Genomic DNA, 17914 nt, shown 5'->3' with positions numbered 1-17914 from the left:
ATTAACCTTTGTTAGCCAATTAGTCGGCCGATGAAATAATTCGAAAAGATTTTTGTGCCAGAAGCTGCCCTTGCTCAGTCACTACTTCCACTCGCCATGGCCCTGTTTGGCTTGGCATAATATTTTTACTCGAGAATGTACGAAAGCGAACTGCACTAATAGACAGTGGAATTTCAGCCATAAGCTGGTCTTGATGAAACCACAAGTGCTGTACGGTTTGGTCCTGCATATTATTAATTTCCGTAAAGAAAAATAATTTTTCTGCAAACTTTGTGCGCTCTAAATTATCGTTAAGTACATCAATGGGCTCCCTGTTGACCACACCTGTTGTCAATACTGCGCGTGATACTAAATTACTATCAATCTGTGCGCCTAAGGCCACATTAGTGATAGTTGCATGCTCGGCAAAGACATTCTCTGTTTCTTGCGCATCAAACACGTCTTGGTCAGCGTCAGTAGAAGCATCAATAGCCCTCTCTGACCCATCACTTGACTCCAAATATGGCCGGTCTACCCCATCAAAGTTAGTCGACGTTAATGGCTGAGCTGTTTTCGCAACAAGTTGTTGTTCTAATTGCTGTGACACCTCAGTCTGTTGCTCAGACTCAAGCGGTACAATTATGTCACTTATTGCAGTAGAGTTGACGTGCACTGGAACTTGAGAAAGCAGCTTAGCCTTAACGCTAGTCTGTTCAGGTTGTATTTCATCAGCATTAACCGAATTCATCAGCCCGTACATTACAGCAACTGCAAACAATAACACCACACTAGAAGCCATAAATATTCGCCGCCAATGCCATTGATAACTTACTTTAGCGTTTGTCTGTGGGACTCTATTTACCGCCGTTTTAATAACGATCCTTTGTGTCATTGTTGCAGCTCCTAATTAAGACAGTGTCGCCATTAGCCATTCACGTATTGCGACGAGTTCTTCATAACATACTTGATGTTCCATCGGGTAATCTTGCCAGCTTACCTGATAACCTTGATGCTGCAAGGTATCTCGAGCCAGCAGCCCAGCAGACATGCTCACCACCGGATCGTGACTACCATGTGCCATAAAAATATTTAAATCGGGTTGCACTGCTTCATCAACCAGTTTTTGTGGTGCACACATATAGGTTGATAATGCCATAACACCACCCACTTTAAATGCTAAGCGCGGCGCTAGATGCAGAGCAATAACCCCCCCTTGTGAAAAACCAGCCAAAATAATTCTTTCGGCGGCAATCCCCTTATCCAACTCAGCTTGAATTAGCGCTTCAACCGCTTTAGCTGATGCTTTTACACCACTTTCATCTGCACGATTATTTAAATCTAATGATTTTATGTCATACCACGCACGCATAATCATACCGCCATTAATCGTCACAGCTTGCTCTGGTGCATGAGGAAAAATAAACCGTACACCCAAATCATCAGGCAATTTTAGCTCTGGGGCAATTGGTAAAAAACCTTCACCTGAATCGCCAAGGCCATGTAGCCAAATAATGCTGGCTGTGTGCTCGCCTTTTGCAGCGTACTCTACAAATGGCAACATTAGCTATGCTGCCATACAATAGTTGAGCCTGCTTGGCGGGTCGCCGCATCACACATAAACTGCCAAAACTCTGCGCCTGAGCGATTATCAATCCATTTGTCGCCATGAAGTTCAAAATGATGACCATTAAACTTAGTTGCCACCCATACCTGTTGCAAAGGCGCTTGCTTATTGATCACTATTTTACTTTTATCAGCAAAAATTATTTCTAAAATACCTGCTGCAGACTCATAATCTAAGTCAGCATCACAATCGTCAATTTGCTCTTCTATGGTGAACATCAAGGCTTCAGCCAGTTCATGGTACTCGGAATCAGTCATTCGGTATCCCTCATTTGTACAAAGTTTTAGCTATAGAAGGAAGAAAATACTTGCCCACAATAGCTGCTTTTTTTGCGAATTCTGTTACTCTGCGATTATAAAGGCACAGACACCATTAATCTAATGAAAGCGACACTCTCTCAATCTAGCTTATTCTTTTTCGTAATTTTCACTACGCTTATGTTAGTTGGCTGCGGGCAAAGCGGACCTCTTTATTTGCCCGACAAACAAAGTACAAAGCAAACCAACAAAGTTCAACCCAAGCCAAACGCTGAGCCAACACAAGATACCCAGACCCAAATCAAGCAGCAGGAAGGTTAGATGGATTTTTTTCAATACCAAGATAAACAACTATTTGCAGAGCAAATGCGTGTCGCCGATATTGCAAAGCAACATGGCACACCTTGTTATATCTACTCACGAAAAACCTTAGAACGACACTATCATGCATTTACCGATGCAGCAAAAGGCCACCCCCACCTTGTTTGTTATGCTGTAAAAGCTAACTCAAACATTGCCGTACTTAACGTGTTGGCTCGCTTAGGTGCTGGTTTTGATATTGTCTCTAAAGGTGAACTGGCAAGAGTAATAGAGGCCGGTGGAGATACCGATAAAGTGGTATTTTCAGGCGTTGCAAAAACAGCGGATGAAATTGCGTTTGCGCTTAAGCACAACATTAAATGCTTTAACGTTGAGTCAACCCCTGAACTAAAGCGCATTAGTGAAGTGGCAACTGATATGGGAGTGCCTGCCCGCGTTTCTATTCGTGTAAACCCTGACATTGATGCCAAAACCCACCCCTATATTTCCACCGGATTAAAAGAAAATAAATTTGGTATTGATATAAAACAAGCATTTGAGGTTTACCAACTTGCTTATGCGCTGCCAAGTATTGATGTGGTTGGTGTTGATTTTCATATTGGCTCGCAGTTAACTGAGGTAGACCCATTTTTAGCGGCATTAGACAAAGTAATCGCACTGATTGAACAGCTCAAAAGTGCTGGAATTGAATTACAACACTTAGACATTGGCGGTGGCTTAGGCGTACCCTATGATAGCGAAAAGCCGCCACATCCAAGCGCTTATGCCGCGCAAGTAAAAGCACGCCTCACGCAATACCCGCACTTAGAGCTGGTATTTGAGCCGGGTCGTGCAATTGCGGCTAATGCAGGCATTTTGGTCACCAAGGTCGAATACTTAAAACGCTCTCAAGATAAACACTTTGCCATTGTTGATGCGGGCATGAACGATATGCTCAGACCTTCATTATATCAAGCATGGCAAAGTATTATCGCTGTTAACCCGCGAGATGACGATACCCCAATACATGCTTATGATGTCGTAGGGCCAGTATGTGAAACAGGTGATTTTCTTGGTAAAAATCGCCTATTAGCCATCCAAGAAGGTGATTTACTCGCGCAGCGCAGCGCTGGGGCTTATGGCTTTACGATGAGTTCAAATTATAATTCTCGCCCACGTGTTGCTGAACTGATGGTAGATGGTGACACTTGCTATGTAATAAGACAAAGAGAATCACTGTCGTCATTATGGCAAGGTGAACACCTGCTACCTTAATTTATTAATGACGCGGCGCCCTTAGCATGGCAAAGTAAACGCATTAGGAGTTGTATTAGAACATTATGTTTGTAAATTTTTCTAAAATGCATGGCTTGGGCAATGACTTTATGGTGGTTGACAACATCACCCAAAATGTATTTTTGTCTCGAGATCAAATCAAAAAGCTCGCTGATAGAAACTTTGGTGTGGGTTTTGATCAACTACTGATGGTTGAAGCACCTTATTCACCTGAGCTCGACTTTCATTACCGTATTTTTAATGCCGATGGCACCGAAGTTGAGCAGTGCGGTAACGGCGCACGCTGTTTTGCCAGATTCGTTCGCATGAAAGGCCTAACCAATCGCCATAAGGTTTGTGTTTCCACCAAATCTGGCAATATTACGCTATATTCAGAAAAAGACGGCCAAGTGACGGTCAATATGGGTGGCCCACATTTTGCACCCAGTAGTATTCCATTTAAAGCTAGTAAACCTGAACTCACCTACATTATGCGGGCTGATGAACACACCGTTTTTTGTGGTGTAGTCTCAATGGGCAATCCACATTGCGTAATTGAAGTAGATGATATTGCTGATGCCGAAGTTGAAACATTAGGGCCTTTGCTTGAAAACCACGAACGCTTTCCTGAACGTGCCAATGTTGGTTTTATGCAAGTCATTAATGAAGGGCATATAAAGTTAAGAGTTTGGGAGCGTGGTGCGCAAGAAACGCTTGCTTGCGGCAGTGGCGCGTGTGCAGCTGTAGCCATTGGTATTGCTCAAAAAAAATTAGCCAATACCGTTCGTGTCGATTTACCGGGCGGCACCTTACAAGTACGCTGGCAAGGTGAAGGGCACAGTGTAAAAATGACAGGCCCTGCTGAGCATGTGTTCGATGGACAAATCTCTTTGTAACAACACAAAAGGTGTCTCATGAGTAAAATAAATGACCTAAATGAACAATTAGTGTGTGATTATTTAAGCCATTACCCCGACTTTTTACTCAAACACCCTTATGTTTTACTCCAGATGAACTTACATGACAAAAGCCAAGGTTTACCCAACTTAGCATTACAACAACAGCGCTTGCTTAGAAAACAAAATAACGAATTAAAAAAGCAGCTCAATGAGATTGCACAAAGCGCACTCGAAAACGAGCAAATATTTAAGCTATTGAGTGAATGTCAACGTCAACTTTGGCACTGTACAAGCTTTGATGAACTTGCAAAGCAACTCACAGATACACTGTGTCGGCCTGCAAATATTATGAGCTGCCAATTACTCCCATATCATGAACAGTTCAGTGAACTGGTTAGTGCTCGCCTTAAAAAAAATGCCAGTTATTTGGGTCGTTTATCAAAAAATGAGCTGCGTACACTTTGGCCAAATGACAACGATGTTCAATCCGTGGCGCTCTATCTCATTGGCGATATAAATAAACCAAGCGCGTTACTTGCCTTTGCCAGTGATAACCCCGAACACTTTTCGCCAAACAACGATAATTTGTTCATGAAAGAGTTTGTTACGACTTTGCATGTCCGCCTAAGTGCATTAGCTTGAGGCAGAGCATGCCAAAAACAGCTGAACTCGATAATCTATGGCTACAACCTATCGATAGCTTTATGGATCACCTGCGCTACGAAAAGCAATATTCTGCGCATACCCTCAGCCAATACCGCCTGCAATTACGACAAGCAGCAGATTATTTTTCTATGCAAACAACAAGCTGGTTAACGGTCAGTAGCGACATGATCCGCCGTTTTAGTATGAAACTACGTGCTCAACAATATAATCCACGCAGTATAAACCTTAAACTCAGTTGTATTCGCAGTTTATATAAATTTTTAAAAGCCAAGCACGAACAAGCAACGCCAATCACCAACCCTGGCGAAGGCATAAAAGGCCCAAAATTTGATAAGCCCTTACCGAAAAACCTCGATGTAGATCAGATGGCACAATTGCTATCAATTAATGCTGATGATGCGCTTGCAATAAGAGATAAAGCCATGATGGAGTTGATGTATTCAAGTGGACTTCGGGTGAGTGAACTGGTTAATGTCAATATCGGCGATGTGCGTGAAGGTGAAGTGCGCGTACTGGGCAAAGGCAACAAAGAACGGGTTATTCCTGTTGGCTCAAAAGCACTGAGCGCACTTGAAGCTTGGTTACAAGTAAGACCACAATTTGCTAGTGAAGGTGAAGTGGCGGTATTTTTAAGTCGGCGAAAGCAACGTATCTCTATTCGCCATGTGCGCGAAAGAATGAAAGAATGGGGACTTAAACAAGGCATTAGTACGCCTATTCACCCACATAAATTACGACACTCTTTTGCCAGTCACATGCTTGAATCAAGCGCAGACTTACGTGCTATTCAAGAAATGCTCGGCCATACCAGCCTATCTGCAACACAAGTATATACCCACGTTGACTTTCAACACCTTGCAAAAGTATATGATAAAGCACACCCTAGGGCGAAAAAGCGCCAAAGCAAAGATTAAACAGCAACATAAAAAATGGGCCAATAACCATGCGATTTAACCGTGCTATTAGCAAAATTAAAGTACTCAGCTTTGATTTAGACGATACCTTATATAACAACCATCCTATTATTCGCGCTGCACTGCAAGCACAGGCCAATTATCTATTACAAATCCCAAAATGGCCTCATCAAGATGCTGCTTTTTGGTCTCGCTGTCGTAACCAAGCAGTACAACAAACACCTGAACTTGCCCATGATGTCACGGCATGGCGGCAACAGGCACTTTATATTGGTTTATTGGCATGTGGTTTTAATCACGCTCAAGCCACAATGCATACAAAGCAAGCCTATGCAGCCTTTGCTCAAGCTCGAAGCCAAATCGTAGTTTGCCCAAGTGTTTTAACGCTGCTCGCTGATTTAAAACAGCGCTATACCTTAATAGCGATAACCAACGGTAATGTAGAAGTCGATAAGTTTAACCTCGCAGGGGTATTTTCACTGGTGCTACAGGCAGGAAAAGATGGCCGTGCTAAACCTTACCCCGACCTGTTCGATAACGCCGCAAGGCAATTAAACGTCAAGCACTCAAACATGCTTCATATTGGCGATAATCTGGATACCGATGTTCAAGGCGCGAATAATGCAAAATGCCATAGCGTTTGGCTAAATAACCAAGACTGCCAATATCAGTACCAAGGTCTCGCTGATATAGAAATAAGCAATATCAAACAGTTAAATATCCTATAACGCATAATATGGCGGTTTAATACCGCCGCGTAACGGCGGTATTCATTGTGGCTTTAACGTACAAAGTTTGGCTGGCATAAAAAATAATAATAATGGCCGCCCCCTCACAACCAGCCAACACATAATTATGTTTTTTCAATAGCTTAATGTTGTTAAGCTAACGGCTGTTCTTTACCCATTTTGCAGCTATTATGGAGCAGCCGCTATGCAAAAGATTATGATCACAGGTGCTACTGGATTATTAGGTCGTACGCTTTTCAACACACTCATCAATGATTTTGAAGTGATTGGCACCGGCTTTAGTCGAGCCAAAGCGCCACTGCACTCACTCGATTTAGGCAATCAACACGCTGTTATCGATTTTTTAGAGCATCATAAACCAGACGCTCTCGTTCATGCCGCGGCTGAACGCAAACCAGATGTGTGCGAAGCGGCTCCCGAGCAAACCATTGCGCTTAATGTTGCCGCAAGCGAGTTTCTTGCTAAACAATGCGCGCAGCGAGGTATTCATTTTATATTTATCAGCACCGACTATGTATTTGATGGTAAAGCACCGCCGTATCTTGAATCTGCTCAAACAGCGCCTTTAAACTTATATGGGCGCACTAAACAGCAAGCCGAGCAGGCGGTAATAGCACAATCAAAGCAACATAGTATTATTCGCGTCCCTGTGCTGTATGGTGACGTGGCAGAACTCGCAGAGTCAGCTGTGTCGGTAATAGCCACCCAAATCAGTGCCACAGAAAAAACCCAACACGATAATTGGGCGGTGCGTTACCCAACGCATGTAGAAGATATAGCCCTCACGCTAAGGGACTTACTGAAACACCCAGCAAACTTGGGGGGGATATTCCATATTTCTGATACCCAAGCCATGAGTAAATATCAGATCGCGTGTATTATGGCGGATGTTTTAGGTTACTCAAGCACACTGCTAGAGGCGATTGATCAGCCAAGCCAAAGCGCCGCTCGACCTCATAACTGTGCTTTGGCCGACTCACGATTGAATAAATTAGGCATAACACATCAGCGTGATTTTAAAGTTGCGATAGGGAAAGTTTTACGTAATGTAGCAACGTAATCTGATGTGCTTGCTTAGCAACTTAGTAAGCAGGCACACTTATTTACGCTAGCGCGGTACAAAACGCTCACTGCACAGCTTAATAAGCCAATTTGGAAATGGATATTTTTTATAGATAGTATCTAAAAAGCGTTCCCACGCATTTGTCTGTAATTGTGCAATCTCTTTGTTGGGCACAATACCGCTGTATAATTTAGCAAAGTCTCTGAGGAACTGTACATCACGGCGGCGGTTATTTTTAGCATACCCTTTGCCTGCATAATGAATAAAGTCTGCTTCTAAGTAGTCTTCTTGACCAAACATATCCATACGATTAAAATTGCTTGTCAATTCTTTATGCTGCAAATTGTTTTTAAAAATATGATAATTAAAGAGTGTTTGCTCATAAAAACGAATGTGATTACATACCGATTGCAACCCGTCGAGATCAGCATAATCAAACAACTGACATGGCTTAGAGGCTAAAATTACGCCCACGTTATAATAAGTTAAGCAGCCATTGCTTGCAGGCCAGCTGATGCGACCTAGCTTCTCTTCAATTAGTTGACGTTCTAGCTGACGATCGCACACCGCACCTTCATTAAGCATATATATGGTTTCAGGATCAGGGTATTGCTCAAAAATATTTTGAGCATTAGGTGCAACCAGAATATCAGCGTCTAAGTACAGTACTCTGTCGTACTCTTTGAGTAATTCACCAATTCTGAGTTTTTCAGCCCAAGCGGGGTTTGCATCATATTTAGCGTCACAAATATTGATTGGGAAATGTAACCGCTCTGAAACGACCAAATCCGCCCCCACTTTTTCGGCGTAATACTTAAAGCTCAAAATTGCAGCTTGATACATTGGATTATCGCCAATGGCGAGCGTAAATATGGCTTTTTTCATTGCAAACGAACGTCCTAGTTCCTAATTTTGAATCATTATCTTAACGCATAATTATGAAGGTGTATTGATTGTTGATCACTACAATAAACTTTGCATGTATTATGCTACTTAACATTACGTTAGATAAAGCATTTATTACATGACCCAACCTACCCGCCTTGCCAAATACCTTGGCCATGCTGGCATTTGTTCTCGCCGCCAAGCATCACGACTCATTGACTCTGGCGATGTAACGGTCAATGGTCGCCCCGCCAATCACATTGATCATGTGAACGAGCAAGATTGCATTATGGTCATGGGAAAGCCCGTTCTAGGAACAGCCAAAAAAGTGCTGTATGCCTATCACAAACCGGTTGGAGTAGACTGCAAGCTCAATCCAGATGACCCAACCAGCCTTATTCACCATTTGCCAACAGGCACCCGAACTTACCCTATTGGCCGCTTAGATAAAGACTCAAGAGGTTTGTTATTACTTACTAATGATGGTGAGCTATGCCAGCGTCTTATTCACCCAGATCATCACATAGAAAAAGAATACTGGGTAACAGTTGATGGCTCCTTAGATGACAAGTTTTGCCAAAAAATGGCCTCAGGTATTGTTGTTGATGGGCAACTCACTTTACCTTGTAAAGTGAGCCTACTCAGTGACACGCAATTTAAGATTGTGCTTAAACAAGGGCTAAACCGACAAATTCGTAAAATGGCAAAATACTGTGGCTACCGCGTAATTGACTTACATCGCGTGCGTATTGCTAATTTTAACCTGCCAAACACTTTGTTAGAAAACCACTATCACCTCATTACCCCCGCTGCTTTGCAATTAGATTAAAAAACACCCTTGACAGTTTTGATTACAGGTGTAATCTAGATATAAAGATTACATTTGTAGGCAATAAACATGATTGAACTTTCTAAAGCTGAATTTGCAGTAATGGAAGCGCTTTGGCAAGGCCATCCAGCCAAAGCCAGTGACATAATAGAACGCTTAAGTGACGATACCCAATGGCATGAAAAAACCATTAAAACGTTGGTAAGTCGGTTAGTTAAAAAACAAGCTGTGAGTTTTGAAAAACAAGGGCGAGAATATATTTATACCCCCACCATTGGCCGTGAGGCATACACACTAAAGCAAAGCGTCAGTTTTTTAGAACGCTTTTTTAGAGGTCGAATTGCGCCGCTGGTCAGTGGCTTTGCTAAAACAGAGCAACTCTCTCAGCAAGATATTGATGAGTTAAAACAGATCATAGAGCAGTGGGAACAAAAACAAGGAAAGTAATATGCTATACCCCTATACTGAGTGGCTGCTGAGCTTCAATACACAAATTGTTATCAGCGCAATCATGGTCACCTTAATGCTATTACAAAAATATGCAACGACTTGGCTAAGCGCTCGGCTAGTTTACGCATTATGGTGGATGGTGCCACTAAGTATCATCGCACTGTGCTTACCGAATGAATTAAAACCAATCACCAGTCAGGCCATCAGTTATTTTAAAGTAACGCCACAAACCAGTCAGGTTTCTGGGTTTTGGCAGCTAAATGCAACCTTGTTGTATTTAATAGTAACTATCTCACTACTGATGTTTGTGTTTTGGCAGCATTACAAGTTTGTCAAAACACTCAACCTAGAGCCTACTGGTGATCTGAATTATAAGTCGCCTATCTTTGTGAGCGCTAAGTTGAGCACGCCGATGGTAGTGGGCTTGTGGCAGCCTTGTATCGTTTTACCAAAAGACTACCAAAAGCAATTTGCGCCAGACACGCTCAAACTGTTGCTTGAACACGAACACACGCATATCCAGCGCTACGATAATTTAGCGAATATGGCCTTACTGCTACTTTGTATTAGTTGCTGGTTTAATCCGCTGCTATGGCTTGGCTACCAAAGCTTTCGCCGTACACAAGAGCTGGCATGTGATGAAACTGTATTACAACAAAAAACAACACATCAACAACTTATGTATGCAAAAGCGCTCGTACATTGCGCAAAAAACAATCGCAATAGCGCCTTAGCATACTCGTTCTATGGAGATAAGAGTACGATGAAACAAAGACTGACACACTTACAAAACTTAAAAAATACATCACTGGGCGCTAAATGCTTAGTTATTGCTTTAGCTTGCTGTTCACTAAGCGCGATGGCACTATCAAAACCCAATGAAATTCAAGCGAACAAACAGGTTAATGAACCCCATCCCATTATGCGTATTGAGCCGCTTTATCCAATTGAAGCTGCCAATGCGGGCATATCAGGGTATGTCACATTACAATTTACCATTGATGAGCGTGGCCATACCAACAACATTGAAGTAATCGATGCTCAGCCAAACGCGGTATTTGAGAAAAGTGCCATCAACGCATTAAGACAGTGGCAGTATAGTGGCGCCACTCATACCAGCGAACGCCATATAGTCCAGCTAGATTATGCATTAAGCCCACAATCGAAAGCTGACAAGAAAAAAGTAAAGCATGAGCGGATCAGTGTCTCACATTAAAAAACCTAAGCCAGCGCTGCATGCTGGCTTATTCTTTTTACAAGCTCACCACTATCATCGCAATGGCACAGCCTGTGCCCACCGCCCAAACGAGTGAACGCAATACATGTAAGTTTAAATAGTAGAATAAACAATAGAGTATGCGCGCAACAATATGTGTTATCGCCAAATACTGTACAGTTGCACCTATTGTATTGGTGCCTAATACCACGGCCACAGCAACCGCAAAAACCGCTAATGATTCAAAACAGTTTTGGTGTGCTGCCAGCGCTCTTGCACCAAAGCCTGTTAACTGTGTTTGCTGCGCTCTAGGGTGTTGATTGTCGTAGCCACCGAGTTTATTCATGGCGACAGCCAATGGGGCTTTTGCAAGGTAGGGAAGAATAACCGCGATTAACGCACAGATTAGAATAGTCGTCATGCCAAGTCCTTGAGTGATTAGTTTTTCAATGTTCACTCTATCATGCCACAAATAAAAAAGCCGCCCCAAATTCTCAGGCGGCTAAGTCGTGTAGCATCCAACAAAATAATACGATCAATTCAGTACAAATACACTGCGACAGATTGTCGCAGTGTATAAGCTCACACTCAATGAATGAGTAAAATGCAATAGCAGCAAATACCAGACGTTGTTACACTCAAAGAAAATAATTTGGATAGACAATGGCTTGGATTGCTTTTACTATTTTAGCAGCATTTTCTCAAGCGTGGCGCAATGCGCTGCAAAGCCAATTGAGTCAAACCGTGAGTATCGCGGGAGTCACACTAGCTCGATTTTTACTGGCTGTGCCTTTGGCTTTGATGTATTTACTGTGTCTATATCAGTTTCAAAACGCGCCCCTTCTCACCTTTAGTAACTCACTTATTGGCTACATCGCAAGCGCCAGTGTTATGCAAATTATTGCTACCGGACTCATGGTACTGTTGTTTAAACAAAATAATTACGCGGTTGGTGCGGGTTTAGCAAAAAGCGAAGCGCTGATGGCAGCAATATTAGGCATGCTGCTGTTTGGCTCAACGCTGTCTTTGATTGGCTGGCTGGGTGTTGCCATTGGCGCCATCGCAGTATTGTTACTCAGTGGTTTTAGTTTAAAGCAAATACAAGCTAAAACAGTTTTGCTGGGTCTGGCTTGTGGCAGTGCATTTGCCCTTACCTCACTTTCAGTCAGAGAAGCCAGTTTAGTAACAGAGTTACCATTTTTACACAGTGCAGCATGGGTGCTACTGCTTGTTCTGTGTACCCAAACTATCATTTTAAGCCTGTATATTACCCTTAAAGAGGCCCACACTTGGCAAGCTCTACGGCAAAAGCGCAATCTCACATGTGCCACTAGCTTAACAAGCTTTATAGGGTCTGTGGGTTGGTTTAGCGCCATGAGCTTACAACATGTCGCCTATGTTAAAACGCTGGGTCAAATAGAAGTGTTCTTTACCATGCTCATTGCTATTTTTTGGTTAAAACAACCTGTAAAAGCGAGCGACAATTTGGGTTTAACCCTAATCGGTATTGCCGCTGCTTTAGTGATGCTTAGTTAACTTTTTTCTTTAGTGTCACTTGATATAAGTCTGTTCGTCGGTCTTTGAGGTTGCGCACTGTGCCTTCACTATGCAGTAACTTCAATTTATCAAGGTCTAGATCACTAAATAACAGCATTTCGGTATTGGGTGTTGCTTCATTAAGTGCTGCATCATGTGGAAACGCAAAGTCTGATGGCGTAAGTACTGCTGACTGCGCATATTGCACATCTAATGAATCAACTTGAGGTAAGTTACCCACGCTGCCTGCAATAACTACATAACACTCATTTTCAACCGCTCTGGCCTGAGCACAATGACGTACTCGTAAATAGCTATTTTTAGTGTCCGTCCAAAATGGCACAAATAAAATATCTAAACCGCGCTGGGCCATAATTCGACTCAACTCTGGAAACTCCACGTCATAACATATTTGAATGCCTACTCGCCCCGCATCGGTTTCAAACACGCCAATTTCATCGCCACCTTCGATTACCCAATCATAGGCTTCATGCGGTGTGATATGAATTTTACGCTGTTCATCAACCTTTCCGCTTCGATGACATAAGTAACTGACATTATAAATTTTTTCATCTTCCATCAACGGCATCGACCCCGTTATAATGTTCGCATTATACTCAATCGCCATGGTCGACATAGCTTCTCTAAATTGGTCAGTATAATCAGCTAGAAAGCGGATTGCTTCGGTTTGATTTCGATGCTCTTGCAGGCCCATCAGCGGCGCATTAAAAAACTCTGGAAAGATAATAAAATCGCTTTGATACTCAGAAACTGTATCAACAAAATACTCTACTTGGCGCATAAGTTCTTCAACTGAGGAGACTTCACGCATTTGCCACTGCACAGCACCAACTCGCACAATGGTTTTTTTAGTGTCAATAACAGTATCTGTTGGCTGGAACAAAATATTATTCCACTCAAGCAGCGTAGCGTACCCCTCTGAATTTTCATCCTCTGGTAAATACTGCTTTAATAGTCGCTTTACTTGAAAGTCATTCGCCAACTGAAAGCTTAAAATAGGGTCATAAATCTCTTTGTGATCAACCTTGTCAATATATTCCATGGGGGTCATTTCATCACAATGATTGGTATAGCGAGGAATACGTCCACCCGCTAAAATAGCGCGCAGATTATACTGTCGGCATAGCTCTTTTCGAGCATCATATAAGCGCCGGCCCAAACGCATGCCCCGATGGCTTTTTGCAATCACCACATCTAACCCATACAACGCATCGCCATTACCGTCACTAAACACTCGGTTGTGTGCATCCACAATTTCATCGTAGGTATGTGGATTAGAAAAACGCTGATAATCTACTTGTACACTCAACGCTAAACCAACTAAACGGCCTTCGTCTAAAATACCTATTTGACCTTCTGGGAATTGGTCTATCAACCTAAATATTGTATGGGTTGGCCATGCGCCACCTAAATCAGGGTATGCCTCATCCATTAAGGTTTTAATTTGTGGATAATCTGCTTTGTTGATATTACATAGCGTAATACGCGCTTTTTCTATCGACATACTCCCTCCTAGTTTAGTTTATTTCTTCAATGCCTCATCAGCATAAGCATAGGCCTTTGAAATGATTACACTATCACTCGCTTTATACGAGTACCAGTTTTATCAATATCTTGTATTAAAAAGTCATCAACAAACATAATATTAATACTGACTTAAAATAAAAAGTAATAGAACCATCTATACTTATATTTTGCACCAAATGATAAAGCTGGCAGCCAACTATTAACGTAAGGAGCCGTATTTGGATCACCCACATAAACAGCCCAATGAAGTAGAGCAATTAAAAAACCAATTACTTAAACAGGTTGCGTGGTACTGCATGGGATTACATGCATGTTTAATTATTACCTTTTTATATGTCGGTGTAGAGCTACTGGCTATTGTTAACATAATGAGTGTTGCCACTTGGTGGTTCGGTATTAAACTGTTGGAGCGAGCACAGCAGTCGCTGGCTTTGCGCATTTTTAGCTTAGAAGTCACCATTCACTCTATTTTAGTCTGTGCAATTATAGGTATAGACTATGGGTTTCAGTTTTATTTGTGGGCTGCTTCATGCTTACTGCTGCTGGATACGCAACTAAAATTAAAGCAAGCAGTATTATGGTGCACAATGATAATCATCATGTTTGCTTGCACTTATTTAGTCTTTGAACAACCTACCCAGCACATTAATTATGATCAGTTTGCACCCTATTTGCATTTTCTCAATGTGGTTATTTGCGGTATTCCAATGATATATACCATTGGCTTGATCAGAGAAATTACCATTGGCCAGCAAGATGAATTAGAAATGCTAGCCGCCCATGATTCCTTAACTCACCTGTTCAACCGGCGTTACGCGCATAATTTAATTCAACAAGCCTATAGAAGTTGCATGAACAACCAACAACCTATTTGTGTGGTAATGGCAGATATTGACCATTTTAAGCGTGTGAATGATCAATATGGTCATGAACAAGGTGACGAAATCATTGAACGTGTAGCACAATGCTTAACTCAGCACTTAAACAACGCCGATATTGCAGTACGCTGGGGCGGCGAAGAGTTTTTACTCGTTTTACCTGATTATTCAATGCTAAAGGCCCAAAAACACTTAGAAATTATTCGTCAAGCCATTGAAGCAATGACATTTACGAGTGGATCACTGCAAATCACCATGAGCTTTGGTGTCGCACAATGGCAAGCACAATTTGACTTTGAGACTGTGTTAAAGCAAGCCGATATTGCATTATATAAAAGCAAGCATAAGGGCCGAAATACCATCACATCAGCCCCTAAATCTCATTAAATGCTGCTATTTTTTTGCTGTGATAACCAGTTTATGTATTGTTGTCATGGGCAATAGAGGCGTTGCCTCCCCTTGTGTATAGGCTTTAAAACCCGCTCGATAAAACGAAGATAGAGGGTGCCCACTTTGTCCACCAGCGATGGTCATAATTGCATTTTCGAGTGCTCCTGGTTGTGCAATAAAGCGCTGTGATGCACCAAAGCTTGGCTTTTGTACCGCTGGCATAAAAGTATCACCAAATGCAGGCATAGTGGGCATATCTAAAAAGCCACTTAAAATAGGTATTTGCTGACTAAATGGGTGGCGTACCTTTAAAGCATTAACTTTGCCCCACTGCCAAGCAGCTATGTCAGAACCATGTTTATTAGCCAGCTTTAATTTTGCTTGTTCAAATGCATGAAGCTGCAATGCTTGCCAGCTTTCATGTCCATTTAGCCAACTGGGTGGTTTATGCTTTAATAATTGCCAAAGTGCAGGCTCAAAATATCTTTTAATATGGCTCAGTGACGTATCATGTTGCAGCATCATGGCTTCAACCGGCGCAAATGCCTCGTCTATTAATGCAGCTCGAAAATGCTTTACTAAGGTGTAACCTACAGATTCAGAGCATGCACAGCCTTGCCAATTTTCTAAATACGCTAATTCATTACTATACTGATTTTGTGGAGCCTGACTTAATAACTGTGTTAAATGCAAATGCCAAGGCGTCAAAAAGCGGGCTTCATTATCTTGTTGCAACTGATTAAAGTCTTGCTCTGTAAATTGCTGCTTAGCATATAATCTATCTCTAATTTGCTGCGCTCTTGCGCCTAATGCGTAACCTCCATCACCAAAACGCGAATGTTCAGAAGTCGACACAACCCTAGCATTAGCGGTCCAAAGACGGTGTTGTTCCGGGTTAACAACTTGGGGCCGACGCAACTCATTTTTTTGCCATAATGGCGAATGATCTGCTTTTTTTACGGCAATATCAGAGGGGGTAGTACGACTCGGAATTGCCCCTATCGGTTGCCACCCAGCATGACCTAATGCATCGACTACCATCAAGTTTTGTACTGGTATACCTACCTCTGGTGCTAGCCTCATCGCTTCATCGACAGAAGACGCACGCTCAAATTCCAGTAAGTTTAAGTTCACAGCATATGGTTGATGCGCTACCCAACTTAAGGCATATTGCATCCCATTAAAGCTTTTGACAGGGCCATAGTCACTCATCAATAATTTGTATTGTTCTGATTGCCCATCTGGTAAAGCAATGTGCTCAGTCACTTGCCAAGTGCGGGTTTGCTCATTAAGTTCAATCCAATCTGCAGTATCTAAGTAACCGTTAGTAAACCCCCAAGCAACTTGATTATTACTCCCGACAACAATAGCTGGTGCACCTGGCAAAGATACCCCTGTCACTTGATACGGCTGATCATTGTGCTGGTAATTTAGCTGTGCTCGATACCATATTGCAGGCACATTCAACCCCAAATGCATATCATCTGAAAGCATGGCCTTATTACTGTGTGTTAATTCACCGGTTACGGCCCAGTTATTACTACCATATTGAGGTTGCGAGGAAATAGCTTGTGCTTGCACTTGCTTAACCATGCCTTCTAGATTGGGTGGTATCATATCTACTTGTGGTAACTTAGAGCCATCTAAAGCAGCTTGATACTGACTGGGCTGCGTTAAAAACAAACGCATTGGTGCACCAAATAAGCTATCTAATTGAATAAGCACTTGATCACGTTGAAAATTACCCGCTTGCAAGTCTAGGTACATAGCAAAAATGACAAGTATACTGTCTGCGGGTTGCCAAGGTACGATTGGCGCACCCGTTAGCAGGTATTCAAAGCTGTCCAAACTGACTTGTGAGCGTGCGTCATTCACTCCTTTGCTGTATGCCTGCAAAGCATACTTTTGATGCTCAGGAAGTTGCTCTACAATACTTTCGCTGCGCGCTCTAAATTGATGAAAACGGATGCGCTTATCAAGGTTAAGTGCCGCCTTACCAAATAACTCGCTGAGTTCACCTGCAGCACTGCGCCGCAGCAGATCCATTTGAAACAAGCGATCTTGCCCATGAGTAAACCCTAAGGCATAAGCCGCATCAGCTCTCGTTTTAGCATCAATCACCACTTGCCCCAACGCATCCCGAGCAATACTTACATCAGCAGCAACTGCGTCACTAGCGTGTTTGCCATCTAGCTTTGGTAAGCTTAGAGAGAGTAAGCCATATAGGGTGGCAGTAAGTACTAAAAAGCCGATAATAACAACTGTAATTAGCCACTTCAGTAACTTGAACATATCCTTTCCTCGCAGAATTTTTAGTCTTTAATTTAAGCAACTCTTTATGACAGTTAGCTGATGGTTCACCATTACAGCATACATATTGCATTCAAGTGCTTATATTGGAAGTGTATTTTTTAATATCAACACTCTATAAACAGGCTATTTTTTTATTATAAAAC

General features: G+C 42.3%; 19 protein-coding genes. 12 read left to right on the top strand and 7 right to left on the bottom strand.

The window, feature by feature from the left end:
* Positions 1-19 precede the first annotated feature (19 nt).
* From SANK73390_RS15495 to cyaY, 3 genes are read right to left on the bottom strand one after another with little or no spacing between them, the layout of a single operon-like run.
* On the bottom strand, positions 20-871 hold the full coding sequence (locus SANK73390_RS15495) for a DUF2914 domain-containing protein (RefSeq protein ID WP_462767028.1): 852 nt from the start codon (positions 869-871) through the stop codon (positions 20-22).
* Between the two features lie 15 nt (positions 872-886).
* Complete coding sequence (locus SANK73390_RS15490) at positions 887-1540, bottom strand: alpha/beta hydrolase (protein ID WP_462767026.1); 654 nt, start codon at positions 1538-1540, stop codon at positions 887-889.
* On the bottom strand, positions 1540-1860 hold the full coding sequence (cyaY, locus tag SANK73390_RS15485) for an iron donor protein CyaY (RefSeq protein ID WP_261627007.1): 321 nt from the start codon (positions 1858-1860) through the stop codon (positions 1540-1542). The genes SANK73390_RS15490 and cyaY overlap by 1 nt, the downstream gene beginning before the upstream one ends.
* A gap of 72 nt (positions 1861-1932) precedes the next feature.
* Here cyaY and lptM point away from each other — a divergent pair, with 72 nt between their 5' ends.
* The 7 genes from lptM (at position 1933) to SANK73390_RS15450 (ending at position 7723) form a co-directional block, all read left to right on the top strand.
* Entirely contained in the window at positions 1933-2181 is a 249-nt protein-coding gene (gene lptM / locus SANK73390_RS15480) for an LPS translocon maturation chaperone LptM (protein WP_462767024.1), read from the top strand.
* The gene (gene lysA, locus SANK73390_RS15475) at positions 2182-3435 is read left to right on the top strand and encodes a diaminopimelate decarboxylase (protein ID WP_462767022.1); all 1254 of its coding nucleotides are present in this window, start codon (positions 2182-2184) and stop codon (positions 3433-3435) included.
* A gap of 65 nt (positions 3436-3500) precedes the next feature.
* Positions 3501-4331 carry a diaminopimelate epimerase gene (dapF, locus tag SANK73390_RS15470; RefSeq protein WP_462767021.1) on the top strand — a complete coding sequence of 277 codons (831 nt, stop codon included), beginning with the start codon at positions 3501-3503 and terminating at the stop codon, positions 4329-4331.
* 18 nt (positions 4332-4349) lie between these two features.
* Positions 4350-4976 (top strand): DUF484 family protein, encoded by a 627-nt coding sequence (locus SANK73390_RS15465; RefSeq protein ID WP_462767019.1) that lies wholly within the window; start codon positions 4350-4352, stop codon positions 4974-4976.
* Complete coding sequence (gene xerC / locus SANK73390_RS15460) at positions 4973-5914, top strand: tyrosine recombinase XerC (RefSeq protein WP_462767018.1); 942 nt, start codon at positions 4973-4975, stop codon at positions 5912-5914. Before SANK73390_RS15465 ends, xerC begins: the two co-directional genes overlap by 4 nt.
* 29 nt (positions 5915-5943) lie before the next feature.
* Positions 5944-6642, top strand: coding sequence for an HAD-IA family hydrolase (locus SANK73390_RS15455; protein ID WP_462767017.1), 699 nt, complete (start codon positions 5944-5946; stop codon positions 6640-6642).
* A 205-nt stretch (positions 6643-6847) separates the two neighbouring features.
* Positions 6848-7723 carry a dTDP-4-dehydrorhamnose reductase family protein gene (locus SANK73390_RS15450; protein WP_462767016.1) on the top strand — a complete coding sequence of 292 codons (876 nt, stop codon included), beginning with the start codon at positions 6848-6850 and terminating at the stop codon, positions 7721-7723.
* Positions 7724-7771: 48 nt separating this feature from the next.
* On the opposite strand, the gene SANK73390_RS15445 is transcribed toward SANK73390_RS15450, so the two are convergent.
* Positions 7772-8611, bottom strand: a complete 840-nt coding sequence (locus SANK73390_RS15445; protein ID WP_462767014.1) for a glycosyltransferase — start codon at positions 8609-8611, stop codon at positions 7772-7774.
* 139 nt (positions 8612-8750) lie between these two features.
* On the opposite strand from SANK73390_RS15445, the gene SANK73390_RS15440 reads away from it, so the two are divergent.
* The 3 genes from SANK73390_RS15440 to SANK73390_RS15430 all read left to right on the top strand — a co-directional run bounded on the left by SANK73390_RS15440 (position 8751) and on the right by SANK73390_RS15430 (position 11106).
* Entirely contained in the window at positions 8751-9440 is a 690-nt protein-coding gene (locus SANK73390_RS15440; protein ID WP_462767013.1) for a pseudouridine synthase, read from the top strand.
* Between the two features lie 69 nt (positions 9441-9509).
* On the top strand, positions 9510-9887 hold the full coding sequence (locus tag SANK73390_RS15435; protein WP_462767010.1) for a BlaI/MecI/CopY family transcriptional regulator: 378 nt from the start codon (positions 9510-9512) through the stop codon (positions 9885-9887).
* Between the two features lies 1 nt (position 9888).
* A complete protein-coding gene (locus SANK73390_RS15430) occupies positions 9889-11106 on the top strand; it encodes a M56 family metallopeptidase (protein ID WP_462767009.1) in 1218 nt (405 codons plus the stop codon).
* 37 nt (positions 11107-11143) lie between these two features.
* Here the strand turns inward: SANK73390_RS15430 and SANK73390_RS15425 are convergent, their stop codons facing one another.
* The gene (locus tag SANK73390_RS15425) at positions 11144-11527 is read right to left on the bottom strand and encodes an MAPEG family protein (RefSeq protein ID WP_462767007.1); all 384 of its coding nucleotides are present in this window, start codon (positions 11525-11527) and stop codon (positions 11144-11146) included.
* Between the two features lie 242 nt (positions 11528-11769).
* On the opposite strand from SANK73390_RS15425, the gene SANK73390_RS15420 reads away from it, so the two are divergent.
* On the top strand, positions 11770-12642 hold the full coding sequence (locus SANK73390_RS15420; protein WP_462767005.1) for a multidrug transporter: 873 nt from the start codon (positions 11770-11772) through the stop codon (positions 12640-12642).
* Here the strand turns inward: SANK73390_RS15420 and SANK73390_RS15415 are convergent.
* The gene (locus tag SANK73390_RS15415; RefSeq protein WP_261595049.1) at positions 12635-14167 is read right to left on the bottom strand and encodes a carbon-nitrogen hydrolase family protein; all 1533 of its coding nucleotides are present in this window, start codon (positions 14165-14167) and stop codon (positions 12635-12637) included. The two genes, SANK73390_RS15420 and SANK73390_RS15415, sit on opposite strands and share 8 nt — an antisense overlap.
* A gap of 241 nt (positions 14168-14408) precedes the next feature.
* Here SANK73390_RS15415 and SANK73390_RS15410 point away from each other — a divergent pair, with 241 nt between their 5' ends.
* The gene (locus SANK73390_RS15410) at positions 14409-15455 is read left to right on the top strand and encodes a GGDEF domain-containing protein (RefSeq protein ID WP_462767003.1); all 1047 of its coding nucleotides are present in this window, start codon (positions 14409-14411) and stop codon (positions 15453-15455) included.
* A 6-nt stretch (positions 15456-15461) separates the two neighbouring features.
* Here SANK73390_RS15410 and SANK73390_RS15405 read toward each other — a convergent pair whose 3' ends face one another.
* Positions 15462-17750, bottom strand: coding sequence for a penicillin acylase family protein (locus SANK73390_RS15405; protein ID WP_462767001.1), 2289 nt, complete (start codon positions 17748-17750; stop codon positions 15462-15464).
* Between the last annotated feature and the right edge of the window lie 164 nt (positions 17751-17914).

This window comes from Pseudoalteromonas sp. SANK 73390 (genome assembly GCF_054966645.1).
Note: the sequence above shows the minus strand (reverse complement) of the source record. Positions and strands in the feature narration are given on the sequence as shown.